The following is a 20,102-nucleotide window of genomic DNA, read 5'->3' as shown; positions in this document are numbered from 1 at the left end:
AGCCTCACATGAAACTCTTCTATCTCGCATTTGCAGGTGTGCTTTACCTTGCCTCGTTTGCCGGCGACGCATTTGCGCAGTCTGGCGATCACACGCTGACGATCCAGCTGAAGAACGGTCCGGTTGTTATTCAGTTGGCCCCGGATGTTGCGCCGAAGCACGTTGCCCAGATCGAAGCGCTGGCAAAAAAGGGCGCGTATGACAATGTCGCGTTCCACCGCGTCATTGAAGGCTTCATGGCGCAGACCGGCGACGTCCAGTACGGCAACATGGAAAAGGGCTTCGATCCGAGCCTGGCCGGTACCGGCGGCTCCGACATGCCGAACATTCCCGCTGAGTTCTCCAAGACGCCTTTCGTGCGGGGCACAGTCGGCATGGCTCGCTCGCAGGATCCGAACTCCGCCAATTCGCAGTTCTTCATCATGTTCGCTGACGGCTCATTCCTCAACGGACAGTACACAGTTGTCGGCAAGGTCGTTTCCGGCATGGAGAATGTCGACAAGATCAAGCGTGGCGAGGGCCAGAACGGCGAAGTCAAAGATCCAGACCGGATGGTCAAAGTCACCGTCGGCAAGAAGTAAGTTTCAAGACAAGTAGGAGAAGAAGAATGGCCGAGATCAAGGATCCCGAAAACACCATCATCCTGGAAACCACCAAGGGCAAGGTTGTCATCCAGTTGCTGCCTGAAGTGGCGCCGGAGCACGTCGCCCGCATCAAGGAACTCGCTCGCGAGAAGGCCTATGATGGCGTCGTCTTCCATCGCGTCATCAACGACTTCATGGCGCAGACCGGCGACGTGAAGTTCGGCAAGAAGGGTGGCGAAAGCTTCAATCCCGGCCGTGCGGGCATGGGCGGTTCTGAAAAGGCTGACCTGAAGGCCGAATTCTCGGCGATCAGCCACATCAGAGGCACTTGCTCGATGGCGCGTTCGCAGAACCCGAACTCCGCAAACTCGCAGTTCTTCATCTGCTTCACGGATTCTCCGTGGCTGAACAAGCAGTACTCCGTCTGGGGCCAGGTCATTGAAGGCATGGACAACGTCGACAAGATCAAGAAGGGCGAGCCGGTCACGGATCCGGATTCGATCGTCTCGATGCGGGTTGCCGCCGACGTCTGATTGTGATTTCTGCTGGAACCCGCCCCTGCGCCGACGGCGCCGGGCGGGTTTCGCTTTTCCTGGAACTGCCCTATGCGCGTTGACCTTTTCGATTTCGACCTGCCGGATGAACGGATTGCGCTGCGGCCTGCCGAGCCGCGCGACAGTGCGCGTCTGCTCGTCGTCGATCCTGCGTCCGAAACGGTTCTGGCCGACCACCACGTCGGCGATCTCGCCACGTTTCTTCGGGCAGGCGATGCCCTTGTTTTCAACGATACGAAGGTCATTCCCGCGCAACTCGAGGGCATCCGCCATCGGGAGGGTGCGGGCGGACAGCAGGTTTCTGCCACGTTGCATATGCGTGTCGGTGCCAGCCGCTGGAAAGCCTTTGCCAAGCCCGGCAAGCGCATCAAGGTCGGGGACCGCATATCCTTCGGTCACGAAGGCTCGAGCTGCCTGCTCGGAAAACTGGAGTGCACGGTGGAGGAGAAGGGCGAGGGCGGCGAGGTGACGCTCGCCTTCGACCTTTCGGGACCGGCACTCGACGAGGCGATCCATTCGGTCGGACACGTTCCGCTGCCACCCTACATCGCGGCGAAGCGGGCAGAAGACGAGCGCGATCGCGCGGATTACCAGACCATCTACGCCCGCGAGGAGGGCGCCGTCGCCGCCCCCACGGCGGGGCTGCATTTCACGCCGCGGCTGTTTGAGGCACTCGACAAAGCCGGTATCGAAAAGCATTTCGTTACGCTGCATGTCGGTGCCGGAACCTTCCTGCCTGTCAAGGCCGACGATACCGACGATCACAAGATGCATCTGGAAAGCGGCTATGTCAGCGGCGAGATCGCGGCGAAGCTGAATGCCGTGAAAGCGAGAGGCGGGCGGATCATCTGCGTCGGCACGACCTCGCTGAGGCTGATCGAGAGCGCGGCGCAGGAGACCGGCGAAATCCGCGAATGGGTCGGCGCCACCGGCATCTTCATCACGCCCGGGTACCGCTTCAAGGCGGTCGATATGCTGATGACGAATTTCCACCTGCCGCGCTCCACGCTGTTCATGCTGGTTTCGGCCTTTGCCGGCTTCGAGATCATGCACGCGGCCTACAGCCATGCCATTTCCACAGGCTACCGCTTCTATTCCTATGGCGACGCAAGCCTTCTTTTCCGGAACGACAAATGACCGAGAACTTCCAGTTCACCCTCAAGAAAACCGACGCCGGCGCGCGTCTTGGCGAAGTTTCCATGCCGCGCGGCACGATCCGCACACCTGCCTTCATGCCGGTCGGCACGGTTGGTACGGTCAAGGCGATGTACCTCGACCAGGTCCGCGAAAGCGGTGCCGATATCATCCTCGGTAACACCTATCACCTGATGCTGCGCCCGACAGCAGAGCGCGTCGCGAGGCTTGGCGGGCTGCACAAGCTGATCCGCTGGGAACACCCGATCCTGACCGATTCCGGCGGCTTTCAGGTCATGTCGCTGTCTGGTCTGCGCAAGCTCGATGAACAGGGCGTGACGTTCAAGTCGCATGTCGACGGCAGCCTGCATCACATGTCGCCGGAGCGCTCGATCGAGATCCAGGGCCTGCTCGATTCCGACATCCAGATGCAGCTCGACGAGTGCGTGGCGCTTCCGGCCGAATCGCGAGAGATCGAACGTGCGATGGAGATGTCGTTGCGCTGGGCCGAGCGCTGCAAGGTCGCATTCGGCAACCAGCCGGGCAAGGCGATGTTTGGCATCGTTCAGGGTGGCGATATTCCGGCACTCCGCGTCCGTTCGGCCGGGGCGCTGACGGAGCTCGACCTCAAGGGCTATGCCGTCGGCGGGTTGGCAGTCGGTGAACCGCAGGCGGTTATGCTGAAGATGCTCGAAGAGACGCTTCCCGTCCTGCCGACGGAGAAACCGCGCTATCTCATGGGCGTGGGAACCCCTGATGATATCTTGAAGTCGGTCGCCCGCGGCATCGACATGTTCGACTGCGTGATGCCGACACGCTCCGGCCGACACGGCCTGGCGTTCACGCGCCGCGGCAAGGTCAACATCCGCAATGCCCGCCACGCCGAGGATATGCGTCCGCTCGACGAGCAGTCGAATTGCGCGGCGTCCCGCGACTATTCGCGCGCCTATCTGCACCATCTCGTTCGTTCCAACGAAGCACTCGGCGGCATGCTGCTTTCCTGGAACAACCTGGCCTACTACCAGGAGCTGATGCAGGGAATCCGCAGGGCGATCGCGGAGGGCCGCTTCGCCGATTTCATGGCAGAAACGCAAGAGGAATGGGCGAGGGGCGATCTCGAGCCGGTCTGAACCAGGGCGCGTCCGACCTGCAGCGCTCGCTCAGATCCCCTTGCTATCCGTATTCGGAACGATCTGGACGCCGCTAATCTTGTAGCTGCCGTCCGGTTGGCGTGCGATCTGGTAGATTGCCGTCCAGTCCTTGCCGTCGCGCCCGCTGATCAGCACCTCATGATAGATCATTGCACCGTTGTCGATCGACCGGCTGCGCCCGAACGCGTAGTTCCCGGGATGATAGACCGGCTGATAACTCTTCTTGACCATAGCGAAGAAGACATCCTTGTCAGGATAGAGCGCCTTGAGACCGGGGGCAGCGTAGGCATAGGCCGCGCCTGCATCGTCATGCAGGAATGCCTTGATCTGCTCATCGATCATCGTACGCGTGCTTTCGATCGGATCTTCGGCACGGGCGATCGGCATACAGACTAAGCAAGCAGCATACAGCACAAGAACTGCGAGGAAAGCGCGCATGGGCGTAGCTCCAATTTCACTAAGAAGTTTAGGGCTTTTTGCGCGCAAGGAAAGTCTTCGTATCAGACGCGGGCCCTTCCGAATATCCGCGCCAGCAGCTGCCCGGTCACGAGGACGCCGGCTGCGACAAAGACCGTGTCTTCCGGTCTGCCGATATAGAGCGGGCCGATATTGGCAAAGAGCAGGAACGTGATCACGGAATTGATCCATCCCCAGACCACATTGACCTGCGGGGATCTCAACTTTGCCGATGTCGCTCCCTCGAACGGCATGGCAAACGACCGACCGCAGACGCCATTGACGAAATAAGGAATGCCGTTCGCCATGAATGCGGCGGTAAAAAAATGGATGATGTACGCAATCCAGGGCATTTGCGTCTCCAAGGCAGGTCTGGACGCGAAACCACCTGTTACGCTACGTCAGAATCCAGATCCTGCGCTATGAACCTATCGCTGCAAGCTATTGTTCCCAAAGAGGAAGCAATTCTCAGCCTAGGTTGCATGGTACTGGCGGTCGACGCAGATCAGGACCTGGCCGCCCTCTTTGTCGCAGATGGCAACGAAGTGGCACCGCTTTCAGCGCCTCGATGGCCAACGGGAATAGCTTTGGCCGATCTGCGATGCTTGGCGGCATAGCGTTCGCAGGTGGCGCCGGGGCAAGCATGTACAACGGCGGCTTCTCTGGTGGTGGGAATCCGGCGGACGAGTTATCCCCGACGTCCGACCAATGAGGCGCTCTAACTTGGCAGAACGGACTACGGATCTCTTGCCAAAGCGCGCTTTGGAGCTCGCACCGGCAGACTTGTCGAGTCTCGCCGGCGGTCTTGTACCGGGCAGCCACGAGAATGTAACTTGACTTTACCGCCCCAGATTTGGATATCGGTTTAAACCTTTGATGTGATTGGAACTCAGCTGGACGAGTGTCAATTCACATGCCGAATTTCCAGATGAATGATGAGCGAGTACGCCTCGGATGCATCGGGATCATATCGGCGAAGGGATACCTGAAAGGATCGAGGATGAGTGGCACGTCGCTGCTGAGGCGTTTCGCCGGCTACTATCGCCCACACAGGGGATTGTTCGTGCTCGACTTCGGGAGCGCGGTCACCGCCGGCCTATTGGAACTGGCTTTTCCGGTTGCGGTCACCCTGTTCATCGACCGGTTGCTACCGACGGGGCAGCTTGCTCTGATTGCGCTGGCTGCCTTCGGGCTCCTCGTGATCTACGTGGTCAATGCCGCCCTCCAGATGATCGTCACCTACTGGGGCCATATGCTGGGGCTGAAGATCGAGACGGAGATGCGGTCCAAGGCGTTCGACCATTTGCAGAAGCTGTCTTTTTCCTATTTCGACAACCAGAAGACCGGTCATCTCGTGGCGCGGCTGACGAAGGATCTCGAGGAGATCGGCGAGATCGCCCATCATGGTCCCGAAGACGTCTTCATCGCCATCATGACACTGATCGGCGCCTTCCTCCTGATGTTCTGGGTGCATCCGCCCCTGGCTATTCTGACGGCGCTAATCGTGCCTGTTACCGCTTGGGTGACAACACGTTACGGGCGGCGGATGACTTTAACCTGGCATTCGCTCTATGGCCGGGTCGCCGATTTCAACGCCCGCATCGAAGAGACGGTCGGCGGCATCCGTGTCGTCCAGGCATTCGCCAACGAGGACCACGAACGCAGACTGTTTGCCGTCAACAATGCGAGCTATCTGGCAACCAAGCTGCAGGCCTACTGGGCGATGGCGGCCTCGACATCGCTGTCCTATCTCTCCATGCGCTTCGTGCAGGTTGTCGTCATGCTGGCGGGCGCCTGGTACGTCACCAAGGGCGAGCTGTCGGCTGGCGGCTTCGTCGGCTTCCTGCTGCTGGTTGGCGTCTTCTTCCGGCCGATCGACAAGATCAACTCGGTCATCGAAACGTACCCGAAAGGCATCGCCGGCTTCCAACGCTACAGCGCGTTCCTCGATACAAGCGCTGACATCGCAGACAGGCCGGGTGCCAAGGTGATGCCGCGGCTAAAGGGCGAAATCAGCTACCGCGATGTTTCGTTTGAGTATCAGCCCGGCAAGCCGATCCTGCAGGGCCTGAGCCTCATCGTCATGCCTGGTGAGACCATCGCTTTTGTGGGGCCTTCCGGCGCCGGGAAAACGACCGTGTGCTCGCTTCTGCCCCGCTTCTACGACGTCACGGGCGGCAGTATTTCCATCGATGGCGTCGAGGTCGGCGACATTACGCTTGCATCGCTGCGGTCCGGCATCGGCATCGTGCAGCAGGATGTTTTCCTGTTTGCCGGCACAATGCGCGAGAACATCGCGTACGGCAGGCTTGAGGCAACGGAGGCGGAGATTATCGATGCCGCGCGCCGCGCCCGTCTGGAAGACGTGATTGCAGCCCTGCCTGACGGCATGAACACGATCGTCGGCGAGCGCGGCGTCAAGCTGTCGGGCGGCCAGAAGCAGCGTCTTGCGATCGCCCGGATCTTCTTGAAGAACCCGCCGATCCTGATCCTCGACGAGGCGACTTCGGCACTTGACACAGAAACCGAGCGCGCGATCCAACAGTCGCTTGCCGATCTCTCGCAGGGCCGCACGACATTGGTCATTGCGCACCGTCTGGCAACGATTACCGAAGCTGACCGTATCTGCGTCATCGAGGGTGGAAAGGTTGTGGAGCAGGGGAGCCACAGCGAACTGTTGCACAAGGCCGGACCCTACAGGCGTCTGCATCTTGCACAGCAGAGCCGGGCGTCCGCGTAGAGCGAGGGGAACGGCTGCGAGAGCCGGCGCCCGAATGCCGGCAGCGATGCGCCGGCGTTCATGGCCGCGCGCCCTGGCGCCTACAGGAGATAGCTGACTGGTTCCTGGCTGACCGGGTGCGGGAAAACACCCATCTCGACAGCAAAGACGGACTTCAGCACGTCGGCCCGTACGATGTCTTTGGGCGTCCCACGGGCCGAAATCACGCCACCGTCCAGTGCAACGATTTCGTCGCAGTAGCGCGACGCAAGGTTGATATCGTGAGGGACGACGACGATCGTCAGGCCTCGCTCGTGGCCCAGCTCGCGCAGAAGCGAGAGGACGCCCGCCTGATGCGCAAGGTCGAGTGCGGAGGTCGGTTCGTCCAGCAGCAGGCAACGCGCATTCTGCGCCAGCATCATGGCGATCCACGCCCGCTGCCGCTCACCGCCCGACATATTTGCGACAAGGCGGTCAGCGAACGTTTCAAGGTCGGTTCGCCGGATGGCCTCGTCAACCATGTCGCGATCGGTCTGGGTAAAGCGACCCAGCGTGCCGTGCCAGGGAAAGCGACCGAGCGCCACAAGGTCGCGCACCGTCATGCCATCCGTCGCCGGCGTGAATTGCGGCATATAGGCCACCTGGCGCGCAAAGGCTCTCCCGCCCCAAGTGGAACTGGGTTGTCCCTGTACATCAACGGTGCCCGACGAGGGTTCGATCTGACGCGCGATAATCTTCAGCAGCGTGCTCTTGCCGGAGCCGTTCTGCCCGACAAGCCCATAGATGCGCCCCGCGTCCAGCGTCAGATCGATGCCGGTAAGAATGCCTTTCCTTCCGGCATCATACTGTATCTGCGACATCGTCAGGAATGGTGGGGACATCTGCGGCACCCCGGCTGGCACTGGATCAATCATCGGACAACGAACTGTCCGATGCTCCTGCAAAGGTTTACTCTATTTGTCAACTTAAATGGCATTCAGGATGCCGATCTCCCTGAAAGGAAGAAACTGACTTGTCTATGAAGGGCGAGCCTCCTTTCTTCTTCGCACGTTGCCCCACTTAGTCGTCGTTATCGCCAATCCCTTGATGATCGATCAATCCAATCATTGCCGGCGTCCTCGCATGGACGCCCGCGCGCTCTAGGGAGTGGTCCACCGAGGCGAATGGTTGGCGACTTGTTCAAGAATTTTGAAATTAGGAACGTGAAAGCCGAACGCCGCTCCGGCGCACACAGGCCGCCCTAAAGCCAGCCGGATTTCTTGAAACGAAAGTAGAGCCAGCCGCACAGCGTAACGATCAGAGCCACCACGACATAGTAGCCGTATGTCGTCTTCAATTCCGGCATGTTCTCAAAGTTCATGCCATAGATGCCAGCAATGGCAGTCGGGACGGCGGCGATCGCCGCCCAAGCCGCGAGCTGTCGCGTGATCGTGCCTTGGCGCTGTTGTTCAAGGAGATTGCTTGCCTCGAATACCGAGGTGATCACGTCCTTTAGTCCGCCCACCATGCTTTCAACGCGGCGTACGTGGTCGTGGACATCCCTGAAATAGTTCTTCGCTTCCTCGTCGACGCAGGGAAGGTCGATATGGACGAGCTTGCCGCAGACCTCCGTCATAGGTCCGAGCACTCGCTGAAAGCGGATCAATTGCCGTCGCAGTTTGAACAGCCGCTTGATTTCCATGCGTCCGAGGAAAGCGTCGAGCATGTCATGCTCCATGGCGAGGACATTGTCTTCGATCGCTTCCACCACGGGCAGGTAGCCGTCAACGATGAAATCGAGGATGCCATGAAGCACGTAGTCCGGACCGTTCTTGAGGATCTGCGGAGATGCCTCGAGCTGTTTCCTGAGCTCGCTGTGGCCGCGATCTGATCCGTGGCGAACGGAAATGATGTGATGGCGCCCGACAAAGATCGAGGTCTCGCCATATTCGATCTCGTCGCCCTCAAGGTGGGCGGTTTTCGCAACCACGAAGATCTGGTCGTCGTAGACGTCCACCTTCGGTACCTGTCGGGCGTTCAGGGCGTCCTCGACTGCAAGAGGATGCAGGTGGAAAGCTTTCTGAAGGGAGACCAGTTCTTCGGGGGTCGGATCGTGGAGCCCGATCCAGTTGAATTCGTTTGTCGCGTTCGTGGCTTTCGGATCCGCAAGCGAAACGGCTTCGGCTCGGCTGCCCTCCTTGTATAGATATGCTGCAACGACGCTCACGAAGTATCCTTTACGCACCTGATCCTTCCATCGTTGCAGTGGGAATGCGCCGTTGTCTAGCTATCTGCGGAGTCGGACGCCAAGTTCTCACGATCACTATGAGATTTTGATATTTCGAGCGGTAGCGACGAATGGAAAGGCTACGCGCGGTGCGCCATTTTCTCGGACAAGCCAATGCCAACAACTGGAGCACGGAGATGTACTTCGAACTCAAGGACGCCACCGCCGATATCCTCGCGAAGACCCGTCGTCATGACGACCTCTGTGATCTTCCGCTGGGCCTGATTTCCTCTGAGCGCGAGGCTTACGACATTCAGAGTACTGCCCAGGATGCCCTTGGCTTTGAACGCAGGGGCTACGCGATCGTTGGCACGAGTGACGCGTCGCGCCGCACCCTCGGCCTTACCAAACCGATTTATTCCGAAATCCCGGCTTCCGCGCTGCTTTTGGGCGCCAAGGAATTCCGGCTTCCGCCAGGCACTATCGGCGCGCAGTGTGAGTTTGTCTTCACCATGTTAAGACCGTTCCCGGATGTCGATGAGGCGATCAATCTTGAAAGCGTGGCCGATGCCGTCCTCGGGTGCCGGCCTGCGATTGGCATTGTCGGTCGAAGGTCCCGGCGGCTCTGCACAGGAAACAGCGCGGCGATCGCTGACTTCGGGCTGCATGTAGCGACCATATGCGGTGATTACGCCAGCAATCTGACACCCGGCGATCTCGCGGACATCGAGATCACGACTTTCTTGTTCAAGCAGACCGTTCTTTCCGGGAGGGCCTCGTCGGTCATGGGCCACCCGTTGAACGCGGTCGCTTGGCTGGCGCGCGAGCTTGCGGCAAATGGCAAGCAGCTCGAACCGAACGACGTCGTGGCGACCGGGTCGTGCACGACGATTCTTCAGGTATTGGCCGGGCAGCATCTCGCTGCAGACTTCGGGCCACTTGGCCAGGTCGAGTGTGTATTCGCCTGAAACAAATGCAATTTGAAAGGACCGACCATGCGGCCGCAGCAAAAGCCATTCGTCGTGGAAATCAAGAAGACAAGACGTGCCGTTACGAAACCAAAGGGTGAGGGTCGCGCCAGCAAAATAATACAGAAGTCGACAAGGGCTGCTGCAAACCAGGTCTTTCAGCGAGAAGACCGCGCCTGATGGTCAGCCGCAATGTCACACACGAGTATTTTGTACCGGCAACAGCAAGAGCGGAAAGTCCTGTCGTCGGCCACCTCTCCGGCAAGCCCATTTTCGCCACGGTCGTCGACAGGCACGGCCGCCGCTATCGATTTGTCGGCTTGGCCACCTGGGACGGTCGAGGCAGGATCGACGTCCTGTCTCTTCGGCGGGGCGAGTGGATCGTTGCGCCTGATTTGGTCTACGCGGAAGCGGTCTTTTAGATACCTCTGCTTCTCGCAACAAGGCAATATTCCGGCGGTCGCAGGATCGTTCGTTGCCACGATCAGAGGCGGGGCTGTGAAAACAGCTCATCCCGGAGGGGAGAGCTGCGGCAGCTATTCGGACGCCATGAAGGCTGCGTAGAGGCTCGCGGAGTTCCCCGCGTTTCGCATCGCCGACAAAATCGCGGTGTTGTGAGCTTTCCGGGCGATCGTCGCGAGCACCTTCAGATACTCTGAACGCCACCCCTCACCGAACACGAGCAGGAAAATCAGGTCGACGGGCGCTTCATCGATCGCATCGAAATCAAGCGGACGCGAAAGCTGAAAGATGAAGCCGCGTGGCGGACCCAACTCGGGCAACGCTGCGTGCGGCACGGCAATGCCTTTGCCGATACCGGTCGATCCAAGCAACTCCCGCTTTTCGAGGACGCTCAGGAGGGAAGCAGCGTCTACTCCCAACGCCTCGGAAGCTTTCGTGGCGGCGCCTTGCAGAGCCTTGGCTTTGGTTTGCAGAGGGGCGCCGACAAAAACGTCGCTTGGAAGGAAGATGTTCGTAAGGTCCATTATCATTTCATCTATCGATCGTTTTTGCGGTGGTTGCCAGGCATGTCCACGCGTCTCAGTCCGGTTCGCGCAGGCGATATCCAACGCCGGTCTCGGTCGTGATGTATTGCGGTTGGTCGGGGAACTTTTCGACCTTCTGACGAAGTTGCCTGACATAAACCCGCAGGTATTGGATATCGGCCGTTGGCCCCCAAACCTGTTTCAAGACAAACTGGTGCGTCAGGACCTTGCCCGCATGCTGTGCCAACACGCGGAGAATGTCATACTCTTTTGGAGAGAGTTTTATCTCGATTCCATCCACCCTGACGATGCGCTTGACGAGGTCCATCGTCAGGCCCCCAGTCTGAAATATCGCCCGTTCGCCTTGTTGCTGAAGGCGGTGGCGAAGCGCCACGCCGATGCGTGCGCCGAGTTCGTTCATTCCGAAGGGCTTGGTGACATAGTCGTCCGCGCCGGTCTCAAGCGCCTTGACGATCCCTATCTCGTCCGTCCGACTCGAGACAATGACGACCGGCGTAAGCACCCCGGCATTGCGCCATTCCTGCAGAAGGTCGTAGCCGGGCTTGTCCGGCAAGCCGAGGTCGAGGATGATTAGATCGGGCTGATGCTGCTTCAGGTATTCGGTTGCCTCGAAAGCGTCGGCAGCCTCCGCCACTGTATATCCTTGCGCGGAAAGGCCGACGCGAAGAAGTTTACGGATCGGCGGCTCGTCGTCGACGACAAGGATGTTGATAGCTGCGCCTGTCATTTGAATTCATCCAGTTTGGGAATATCGTTCGTTTTCGGAAAGCGTACGGTGAAGACGGCTCCCGTTCCGTCGTTGCGGTTCTCCGCCGAAATGGTGCCACCCATGGCTTCAACGAAACCACGGCAGATGGAAAGGCCGAGGCCGGTTCCCGCTCGCACCTGGTCGCCCTTGCGCACTCTGTAGAAAGTGTCGAAAACCCGCTCAAGATCGGCGGGTGGAATCCCTTGGCCCTCGTCCGAGACCTGGACAAAGACACTGTAGGCGTTCGACCATCCCTTGATCGTGATGGTGGAGTTTTCGGGAGCGTATTTCGCCGCGTTGTCGAGCAGGTTGAACAGGACCTGTTCGAGCAAGACGGGGTCGACGCGAACCATCAGATCTGACGCGATGCTCATCTCAGTCTTATGATGCGAAAGGATCTTGGCGCTACGCCGAAGAGCGCTGCCGGCGATATCGCCAATGAAGTGCGGTGCGGTGTTCGGCTCCATCGCTCCCGATTCCAATCGCGTCATATCGAGCAGATTGGCGATGAAGCGGTTGAGCCGCTCGGATTCATCGACGATCGTCGAGAGTAGATCGGTGCGGTCTTCCGCCGGCATCGACTCCAGATACTCCCGTAGCGTTCCAGCCGCGCCCAGGATAGCCGCCAGCGGCGTCTTGAGGTCATGGGAGATCGATGTGAGCAGCGCCGAACGCAGACGATCGGCTTCCACCGCGAGCCTGGCGCGATCGACGTCGGCAACCAGCTGGATGCGTTCTATCGCCAACGCGGCTTGATCGGCGAGCGCGTCGAGCAGGCGTTGCTGCTCTGGTGTCAAAAGCGGTCCGTCGCGGCGGTCGCTGTCGAGACCAATCACGCCGACAGCCGAACGCCCGGTTCTAAGCGGCACGTAGAGTCGTTTGGCACCGGGCAGGGTGTCGGCGCCGCGGCCGGCGGCATGATTGTGCTCCCAGGCCCAACGGGCAGCGGCAATATCGGCGTCGTCAAGCGTGTCGTCCGGAGGATAACCGGCCTTGACGGCGATGGTACCTTCTTCCGGCAGAAGCAGCACGACGCGGACCTTGAGCATGGATGCGAGCTGAAAAGCGGTCGCCCACAACACGTCGTCAAGCGTACCGGTCCCAGCAAGCTTCTTGGAAAAGAGATAGAGATCCTCGGTGGTGCGGGCGCGATGCCGGGCGGCAGCAGCCTGTCGCTGCACGGTCGCGGTCAGATTGCTGGCGATGACCGCCACGCCGAGAAAGAAGAAAAGCGCGAGAACGCTTTCCGGATCGCTGATCGTCAGCGTGTAGCGTGGGGGAAGGAAGAAGAAGTTGAAGGCGAGAGCCCCCAGGATCGACGAATAGAGCGCGGGCCGCAAACCGTGAAGGACGGCCGATGTCAAAACCGCCATCAGGAAGACGAGGGCGAGGTTGCGGACGTCGAGCACCTGATCGAGGACCACGCCGACCAGAAGTGCCACAGCCACGTATGCGGTTGCGAGCGCGTAGGCCCTGAAATCCAACGTGGACGAAACAGCGGCGGTGCCAACACCTCGCGAAGTGGCGGCGTCCTTCTCGCTGCCTGATATGACGTGAACGCTTATCTCACCGGCCTCCCGGATCAATTCATCCGCGACAGACCGTCCCCACCACTTCCACCAGGCGGTCCTCGCAGGCGCGCCTATGACAATGTGAGTGACATTGTTGGCGGCGGCGTGACGTAGAAGTTCCTCGGAGACTTCGCGTCCGGGAAGCGTGATCGCTTCGCCGCCGAGCTGTTCTGCCAGGCGCAGCGTCGCCGCCACGCTGTCGCGCTGCGCCTCGGTGAGATTGATCGAGTGATTGGTCTCGACGTAGACAGCAGCCCAGGGCGCTCGAAGTCGCGAGGCCATGCGCGAGGCATACCGTACCAGCGACGCCGAGCGCGCGTGATGGTCGACCGACACCAATACGCGATCGCTTGCCGCCCAGGGGCCGGAAATCGCGTTGGCCTGCATGTGGGTCAGGAGCTGGTCGTCGACACGCTGGGCGGTCTTTCGCAACGCCAGTTCGCGCAACGCCGTCAGGTTGCCAGGGGTGAAGTAGTTCGTCAGCGCCCGCTCGGCGGTCCCTGACATGTAGACCTTGCCATCATGCAGCCGCTTGATGAGATCGTCTGGTGTCAGGTCGATGATCTCAATATCGTCCGCGAGGTCGATGATTGAATCGGGCACCGTCTCTCTCACACGAATTCGGGTGATCTGCGAGACGACGTCGTTCAGGCTCTCGACATGCTGGATGTTCAGCGTCGAATAGACGTCGATACCGCGGTCGAGCAGTTCCTTGACGTCGAGATAGCGCTTTGGGTGGCGGCTGCCTTCGGCGTTGGTATGCGCGAGTTCGTCAACCAGAACGAGGTCGGGTTTCCGGGCAAGGATCGCGTCGAGATCCATTTCGTCGAGCGACCGGCCCTTGTATTCGACGGCCACACGCGGAACGATCTCGTAGCCCGACACCAGCGCTTGTGTCTCCTTACGGCCATGCGTCTCGACCACACCGATGACGACATCGACACCGTCAGCGACCTTGGCACGGCCGGAAACGAGCATCTCATACGTCTTGCCGACCCCCGGTGCGGCGCCCAGGAATATCTTGAGGCGACCGCGCGTCTCAGAACGAGCCTTTTCCAACAGAGCATCGGGCGAAGGTCTTATCGATAGATCGCGGTCGCTAATAGACATCATGTGTTCTTTCGGTCTGCCCGGTGCCGCTGTGGCTCCGGGCGTCATTTACTGTTTTGCGGTAGCGTCGAGTGCCATATTCAATGCGAGAACATTCACGGTCGGCTCGCCGAGAAGGCCCAGTTCGCGACCTTCTATCGCCTCATCGACCAGCGCCTTGACCCTGGGCTCATCGAGGTTGCGAGCTTCGGCGACACGCGCCACCTGGAAGTAGGCGGCCTCCGGCGAGATGTGCGGATCGAGACCGCTGCCCGAAGCGGTGACGAGGTCGGCCGGAACGTCCGCACCGGGGTTGGTCGCCTTCGCCGTATCGTAGTCGCTCTTGACGCGATCGATCAATTTCTGGCTCGTCGGACCAAGGTTCGAGCCGCTTGAGGCGGCAGCGTTATAGCCATCGCCGGCAGCCGATGGGCGCCCGTGGAAGTACTTGTCGCTGGTGAAGCCCTGGCCGATCAGCGAAGAGCCGATCACCGTGCCATTTTTTTCAATGAGACTGCCGTTGGCCTGCGTCGGAAAGATTGCTTGTGCCACGCCAGTCATGGCGAGCGGATAGACGAGACCGGTGATGGCGGTCGTGGCGACAATCATCACGATTGCGGGGCGAAGCTGGTTCAGCATTGTCGTGAACTCCTAGGATTCAATTTGAGGTAATGAGCGGGACGCGGTGCGTCCGGCATCAGACTTATGCGAGGCCAAGGGCTGCGACGACCATGTCGATCGCCTTGATGCCGATGAAGGGAACGATGATGCCGCCGAGGCCGTAGATCAGCAGATTGCGTGACAGCAGGGCGCCGGCGCCGATCGGACGATAACGCACGCCCTTCAGCGATAGCGGGATCAGCGCGATGATGATCAAGGCGTTGAAGATGATCGCCGACAGGATGGCGCTCTGCGGCGTCGAGAGACCCATGATGTTGAGCACGCCGAGTTGCGGATAGAAGGTCAGGAACATCGCCGGGATGATCGCGAAGTACTTGGCGATGTCGTTGGCGATCGAAAACGTCGTCAGCGCGCCGCGGGTCATCAGCAACTGCTTGCCAATCTCGACGATCTCGATGAGCTTGGTCGGGTCGCTGTCGAGATCCACCATGTTGCCGGCTTCGCGGGCTGCGACCGTACCGGTGTTCATGGCGACGCCGACATCGGCCTGCGCAAGGGCAGGGGCGTCGTTGGTGCCATCGCCGCACATCGCGACGAGCTTGCCCTTGGCCTGTTCCTCACGCATCAGGGCCAACTTCATTTCCGGCGTCGCCTGAGCAAGGAAGTCGTCCACGCCGGCTTCGGCGGCGATTGCCGCGGCGGTCAGCGGGTTGTCGCCGGTGATCATCACGGTGCGGATGCCCATGCGGCGCAGCTCGGCGAACCGCTCGCGGATGCCGCCCTTGACGATATCCTTGAGCTGGATCACGCCGAGCAACTTCCCGTCGCGGGCGACGGCGAGCGGCGTACCGCCAGTCTTGGCGACTTCATCGGCGATTGCCTGCAGCTCACGCGCGGTGTCATTGTTGACATGAAGGGCGATGGCGGCGTTGCCCGAAGCAGCGATTGAGGTGCCGGCGACGTAGGCGAGCATGGAGTCCACCGCACCCTTGCGGATGGATGACCCCTCAATGTCGACGCCGCTCATACGGGTCTGGGCGGTGAAGGGCACGAAGGTGGCGTGCAGGCTTCCCATCTCGCGGCCGCGGATCGCGTACTTTTCTTTGGCGAGCACCACGATCGAACGGCCTTCCGGCGTTTCGTCGGCGAGAGATGCAAGCTGGGCCGCATCGGCCAGATCCTGTTCGGAAACTCCTTGTACCGGACGGAACGATGTCGCCTGACGGTTGCCAAGCGTGATCGTGCCGGTCTTGTCGAGAAGCAGCGTATCGATGTCGCCTGCGGCTTCCACCGCACGACCGGACATGGCGAGCACGTTGAAGCGGACGAGACGGTCCATGCCGGCGATTCCAATGGCGGAGAGAAGCGCGCCGATCGTCGTCGGGATAAGCGTCACAAAGAGGGCAACGAGTACGATGATCGGGATCGCCCCCCCGGCATAGGCGGCAAAGCTCGGGATCGTCGCGGTGGCCAACACGAAGATCAGCGTCATGCCGGCGAGCAGGATGTTGAGCGCGATCTCGTTTGGCGTCTTCTGGCGTTCAGCGCCCTCGACGAGCGCGATCATCCGGTCGATGAAGGTCGAGCCCGCCGCAGCGGTGATGCGGACGCGGATTTCGTCGGACAGCACTTGCGTTCCGCCCGTGACAGCCGACCGGTCGCCGCCCGATTCACGGATGACCGGGGCGGATTCGCCGGTGATGGCGGCTTCGTTGACGGACGCGACGCCTTCGATCACTTCGCCGTCCGACGGGATGATGTCACCGGCTTCGACGAGGACGAGGTCACCAACCTTGAGGCTGGTTCCGGGGACCATTTTGTAGTCGGTGCGACTGCCATTAGCCAGAAGCTTTGCCTGCGTTTCCGTCCGCGACTTGCGCAAGGATTCAGCCTGGGCCTTGCCCCGGCCTTCAGCGACAGCTTCGGCGAAATTGGCGAAGAGCACGGTGAACCAGAGCCAGAGATTGACCTGGAAAGAGAAGCCGAGATTGCCGTTGCCGACAACAAGGTCGCGCAGGAACAGCACGGTGGTCAGCGCCGACACCGTGGCGACGACGAACATGACGGGGTTTCTTGCAAGTGCCCGAGGGTTGAGCTTTTTAAAGGCGGCGCCCACGGCCGGAATGAGAATGCGACTATCCATGATACTCGCGGATTTTGCCTGGCTCATAAGAGACTCCAGCTTTAGAAAGAGGACAACGGAATCGGACAGGTCCGATCAGCCAAATAGAATTCTGTAGGCACACAGCATGAGAAGAAGGGCGGCCATCATAACCAAGATGATGTCAGTGCCCCGTGCTTGGCGCTCTCGCTCACGTCCCGGCGTACCGGGACGTGATTGGATTGATTTGCGCAGCTTGTGGCGAAAAATCATGGCGCCACCTCAAAAGGTTTGACCGGCGATCATGACGAGATGCTCCACAACAGGACCGAGCGCGAGCGCCGGGAAGAAAGTCAGGCCCCCGACGATCAGGATCGTGCCGGCGAGCAGGCCGACGAAGAGCGGACCATCTGTTGGGAACGTCCCAGCCGAGGCAGGAACCGTCTTCTTCGTGATCAACGAGCCGGCAATGGCAAGTGCCGGGACAATGACCAGGAAGCGACCCATCAGCATGCCAATGCCGAGCGTGATATTGTACCAGGGGGTATTGCCCGTCAGACCGCCAAACGCCGAGCCGTTGTTCGCTGCAGCCGACGTGTAGGCGTAAAGGATTTCGGAGAAACCGTGCGGCCCCGCTGTGCCGACGGAGGCTACGGCCGACGGCAGAACCGTGGCAATCGCTGTAAAGACCAGCATCGCCAGTGGTAGGCACAGGATGGCAAGAACCGCCATCTTCATCTCCTTCGCCTCGATCTTCTTGCCGAGATATTCCGGCGTGCGCCCAACCATCAGGCCGGCGACGAAGACGGCGACGATGATGAACAACAGGATGCCGTAGAAGCCGGCGCMGACGCCGCCGACGATTACCTCACCAAGCTGCATGTTTATCAGCGGGATGAGGCCGCCAAGCGCCGTGAACGAGCCGTGCATGGCATTGACCGCACCGCAGGAGGCGGCCGTGGTGATCACCGCAAAGAGTGAGGACATGGCGACGCCAAAGCGAACTTCCTTGCCTTCCATGTTGCCGCCGCCAAGACCGAAGGCGTGCATAAGCGGGTTGCCGRCAGCTTCGGCCCAATAAGTGACGCCGACGCCGACGATGAAGAGCAGACCCATCGTGGCCAGGATCGCCCAGCCCTGGCGCTGGTTGCCGACCATACGACCAAAGACGTTGGTGAACGCGGCACCGATCACGAAGATGGAGACCATCTGAATCATGTTCGAGATGTTGTCGGGGTTCTCAAACGGGTGAGCGGAATTGGTGTTGAAGAAGCCGCCGCCATTGGTGCCGAGCATCTTGATGGCAAGCTGCGAGGCGACGGGGCCGACCGCAATCGTCTGCTTGGCGCCCTCAAGCGTCGTGGCGTCGACGTAGGGGCCGAGTGTCTGCGGCACGCCAAGAAAGACATACGCCAACGTTAGGACGATGCAGATCGGCAGCAGAATATAGAGGGTGCTGCGGATCATATCCACCCAGAAATTGCCGAGTGCTTTACCGGACGCGCGCGAAAATGCACGGATCAGCGCGACCGCGATTGCCATGCCAGTTGCAGCTGACACGAAATTCTGCACCGTCAGCCCCATCATTTGAGCAAGATACGACATGGTGGTTTCGCCGCCGTAGTTTTGCCAATTGGTGTTGGCGACGAAACTCGTTGCGGTGTTGAAAGAGAGTTCCGGCCCAACGGCAGCCATGCCCGCAGGATTGTAGGGGAGGACGGCTTGTAGACGCAGGATCGCGTAAAGCACGACAACGCCGAGCAAGTTGAACATCAGCATGGAGAAGGCATAGGAGGTCCAATGCTGTTCCTCGCGTTCGCTGGTGCCTGCGATGCGGTAAAGTCCCCGTTCGATTGGAACGAGGACCGGTGAGAGAACTGTGCGCTCGCCGTTGAAGACGCGGGTCATGTAACCGCCGAGCGGCTTAACGAGCACAAGGATGATCCCGCAATAAAGCAGAATCTGAAGCCATCCGTTGAGGGTCATGGGAGGAAACTTTCAGTACGGGCTGCTTCGTTTAGAAGCGCTCGGGGCGAATGAGGGCGTAGGTGAGATAAACGGTTAAAAACACCGTCACCGCACCGCTCAGGAAATAGTCGAAAATCATGGCGAGGTTCCTCGGTTCAAAGAGTGTCGCAAGCCCTGGTGTAGGCAAAGCAGAGCGCGAAAAAGATCACGGCGATGCCGAGCAGAACGATGTCCATCATCGGGCGCATATCCTTCAAGACGTTTGAAAACGGTGAGGCAAATGGGTGGCCTCGACCGGCAAAGGAAGTTTCCCCGCCATGGCGTTATGCGCCCGATCCGCATAAAGGTTCGAGACGGGAGGCAACGTGTATAAATAAAAAAGTTATAAAGATTACGGGATTGCGGCGCCCCACGAACTCCGGGGAGGGGCCTGCTCCACGAATCTCGTCGGTTATTTCCCGCACGAGTAACATCGCACCTCAGCGTGTCAGTTCCATGCAAAAAGCGGTGTTTGGACAGAATGTCCATGCGGGGGCCACTCGATACACGAGCGGCTGGTCATGCCCGTGGAACCCGAGGAATGTCACGCGATAGCCGCTGCACTATTACTTCAGATAGCGCCTTCAACATCAGGCGCAACCCGCAGATATGGGCTTGTTTCCTATGGGATTTTGATTTTATGAGCGGACCCACCCAATGGAACCCATATCCGGACTCGCCTACATTGGCCGAGTTGCGTTGCCGTGTCGGCGACGCTTCACGAGCATCGGAAAGGATTTTGAGATGGCACGCATTAATCGGGTTTCCGGCGAACCGGACCCGCTCCAACGGCATCACGCCCCTGTTACCGCGCAGCAGGACATCGGGGCGCGGTTTGTGATCGGCCGCGACCGTATCGGTCGATGGATCGTGAAGGACAGGGAAGGTCGTGTCGGAGGAATGTTTGTCAATGAATCGGCCGCGCTGCATTTTGCGCGCGAAGCAGCTGATTATGATGTTTCTCAGGTCTGCAAAGTGGCTGAGGGACAGATCCTGGAACTTGGGATCCCCTCGGGTATCCGCACGCAGTTTATCCACTAAGGACAGTTCGCAGAATAACCGCTACGTGTTTCTTGGGGTGATGGTGTAGTTCCACTCTGGATGGAAAGCGTCGCCGGTGATGTCGAGGCTTGCCATCTGGGCATTGGAGACCTTGACGCCTTTGTGGTAGGTGCGGGTGTCGAGG

20 protein-coding genes are annotated in these 20,102 nt (G+C 59.9%); 8 read left to right on the top strand and 12 right to left on the bottom strand.

The annotated features are described in order from the left end of the window. Window positions 1-8 precede the first annotated feature (8 nt). The 4 genes from AC1DMK_RS02470 to tgt all read left to right on the top strand — a co-directional run bounded on the left by AC1DMK_RS02470 (window position 9) and on the right by tgt (window position 3,402). The gene (locus tag AC1DMK_RS02470; protein ID WP_037068163.1) at window positions 9-581 is read left to right on the top strand and encodes a peptidylprolyl isomerase; all 573 of its coding nucleotides are present in this window, start codon (window positions 9-11) and stop codon (window positions 579-581) included. Window positions 582-607: 26 nt separating this feature from the next. After that, entirely contained in the window at window positions 608-1,117 is a 510-nt protein-coding gene (locus tag AC1DMK_RS02465) for a peptidylprolyl isomerase (protein ID WP_037068165.1), read from the top strand. A gap of 72 nt (window positions 1,118-1,189) precedes the next feature. Continuing rightward, window positions 1,190-2,275 (top strand): tRNA preQ1(34) S-adenosylmethionine ribosyltransferase-isomerase QueA, encoded by a 1,086-nt coding sequence (gene queA / locus AC1DMK_RS02460; protein WP_477856925.1) that lies wholly within the window; start codon window positions 1,190-1,192, stop codon window positions 2,273-2,275. Beyond that, on the top strand, window positions 2,272-3,402 hold the full coding sequence (gene tgt / locus AC1DMK_RS02455) for a tRNA guanosine(34) transglycosylase Tgt (protein WP_037068169.1): 1,131 nt from the start codon (window positions 2,272-2,274) through the stop codon (window positions 3,400-3,402). Before queA ends, tgt begins: the two co-directional genes overlap by 4 nt. Window positions 3,403-3,432: 30 nt before the next feature. On the opposite strand, the gene AC1DMK_RS02450 is transcribed toward tgt, so the two are convergent. Further along, window positions 3,433-3,861 carry a DUF4864 domain-containing protein gene (locus AC1DMK_RS02450; RefSeq protein ID WP_477856922.1) on the bottom strand — a complete coding sequence of 143 codons (429 nt, stop codon included), beginning with the start codon at window positions 3,859-3,861 and terminating at the stop codon, window positions 3,433-3,435. 62 nt (window positions 3,862-3,923) lie between these two features. Next, entirely contained in the window at window positions 3,924-4,232 is a 309-nt protein-coding gene (locus AC1DMK_RS02445; RefSeq protein WP_477856920.1) for a hypothetical protein, read from the bottom strand. 647 nt (window positions 4,233-4,879) lie between these two features. Between AC1DMK_RS02445 and AC1DMK_RS02440 the strand changes: the two genes are divergently transcribed. Beyond that, complete coding sequence (locus AC1DMK_RS02440; protein ID WP_477856919.1) at window positions 4,880-6,619, top strand: ABC transporter ATP-binding protein; 1,740 nt, start codon at window positions 4,880-4,882, stop codon at window positions 6,617-6,619. Window positions 6,620-6,699: 80 nt separating this feature from the next. On the opposite strand, the gene AC1DMK_RS02435 is transcribed toward AC1DMK_RS02440, so the two are convergent. Both AC1DMK_RS02435 and corA read right to left on the bottom strand, forming a co-directional pair. Then, window positions 6,700-7,479: an ABC transporter ATP-binding protein gene (locus AC1DMK_RS02435; RefSeq protein ID WP_477856918.1), complete on the bottom strand. Its 780-nt coding sequence runs from the start codon at window positions 7,477-7,479 to the stop codon at window positions 6,700-6,702. A 359-nt stretch (window positions 7,480-7,838) separates the two neighbouring features. Then, complete coding sequence (gene corA, locus AC1DMK_RS02430) at window positions 7,839-8,804, bottom strand: magnesium/cobalt transporter CorA (protein WP_477856915.1); 966 nt, start codon at window positions 8,802-8,804, stop codon at window positions 7,839-7,841. Between the two features lie 131 nt (window positions 8,805-8,935). On the opposite strand from corA, the gene AC1DMK_RS02425 reads away from it, so the two are divergent. Beyond that, window positions 8,936-9,772, top strand: coding sequence for a 2-keto-4-pentenoate hydratase (locus AC1DMK_RS02425; protein WP_477856913.1), 837 nt, complete (start codon window positions 8,936-8,938; stop codon window positions 9,770-9,772). Window positions 9,773-9,951: 179 nt separating this feature from the next. Continuing rightward, the gene (locus AC1DMK_RS02420) at window positions 9,952-10,194 is read left to right on the top strand and encodes a hypothetical protein (RefSeq protein ID WP_477856912.1); all 243 of its coding nucleotides are present in this window, start codon (window positions 9,952-9,954) and stop codon (window positions 10,192-10,194) included. Window positions 10,195-10,308: 114 nt separating this feature from the next. Here AC1DMK_RS02420 and AC1DMK_RS02415 read toward each other — a convergent pair whose 3' ends face one another. The 7 genes from AC1DMK_RS02415 to AC1DMK_RS02385 all read right to left on the bottom strand — a co-directional run bounded on the left by AC1DMK_RS02415 (window position 10,309) and on the right by AC1DMK_RS02385 (window position 19,016). After that, a complete protein-coding gene (locus tag AC1DMK_RS02415; protein ID WP_477856910.1) occupies window positions 10,309-10,758 on the bottom strand; it encodes a PTS sugar transporter subunit IIA in 450 nt (149 codons plus the stop codon). 55 nt (window positions 10,759-10,813) lie between these two features. Continuing rightward, window positions 10,814-11,506 carry a response regulator transcription factor gene (locus AC1DMK_RS02410; RefSeq protein WP_037068179.1) on the bottom strand — a complete coding sequence of 231 codons (693 nt, stop codon included), beginning with the start codon at window positions 11,504-11,506 and terminating at the stop codon, window positions 10,814-10,816. After that, a complete protein-coding gene (locus AC1DMK_RS02405; protein WP_477856909.1) occupies window positions 11,503-14,208 on the bottom strand; it encodes a DUF4118 domain-containing protein in 2,706 nt (901 codons plus the stop codon). The genes AC1DMK_RS02410 and AC1DMK_RS02405 overlap by 4 nt, the downstream gene beginning before the upstream one ends. A 48-nt stretch (window positions 14,209-14,256) precedes the next feature. Continuing rightward, window positions 14,257-14,826, bottom strand: coding sequence for a potassium-transporting ATPase subunit KdpC (kdpC, locus tag AC1DMK_RS02400; RefSeq protein WP_477856907.1), 570 nt, complete (start codon window positions 14,824-14,826; stop codon window positions 14,257-14,259). 64 nt (window positions 14,827-14,890) lie between these two features. Beyond that, window positions 14,891-16,978: a potassium-transporting ATPase subunit KdpB gene (kdpB, locus tag AC1DMK_RS02395; protein WP_037068186.1), complete on the bottom strand. Its 2,088-nt coding sequence runs from the start codon at window positions 16,976-16,978 to the stop codon at window positions 14,891-14,893. 213 nt (window positions 16,979-17,191) lie between these two features. Then, window positions 17,192-18,895, bottom strand: a complete 1,704-nt coding sequence (gene kdpA, locus AC1DMK_RS02390) for a potassium-transporting ATPase subunit KdpA (protein WP_477856905.1) — start codon at window positions 18,893-18,895, stop codon at window positions 17,192-17,194. A 31-nt stretch (window positions 18,896-18,926) separates the two neighbouring features. Then, the gene (locus AC1DMK_RS02385; protein ID WP_037068191.1) at window positions 18,927-19,016 is read right to left on the bottom strand and encodes a K(+)-transporting ATPase subunit F; all 90 of its coding nucleotides are present in this window, start codon (window positions 19,014-19,016) and stop codon (window positions 18,927-18,929) included. A 644-nt stretch (window positions 19,017-19,660) separates the two neighbouring features. Between AC1DMK_RS02385 and AC1DMK_RS02380 the strand changes: the two genes are divergently transcribed. Then, window positions 19,661-19,957 carry a hypothetical protein gene (locus AC1DMK_RS02380; protein ID WP_477856903.1) on the top strand — a complete coding sequence of 99 codons (297 nt, stop codon included), beginning with the start codon at window positions 19,661-19,663 and terminating at the stop codon, window positions 19,955-19,957. A gap of 21 nt (window positions 19,958-19,978) precedes the next feature. Here the strand turns inward: AC1DMK_RS02380 and AC1DMK_RS02375 are convergent. Next, a partial coding sequence (locus AC1DMK_RS02375; protein ID WP_477857258.1) for an ISAzo13-like element transposase-related protein occupies window positions 19,979-20,102 on the bottom strand: 124 nt, incomplete at its 5' end.

The sequence above is a fragment of the Rhizobium sp. 05L419 genome, assembly GCF_056397845.1.
Note: the sequence above shows the minus strand (reverse complement) of the source record. Positions and strands in the feature narration are given on the sequence as shown.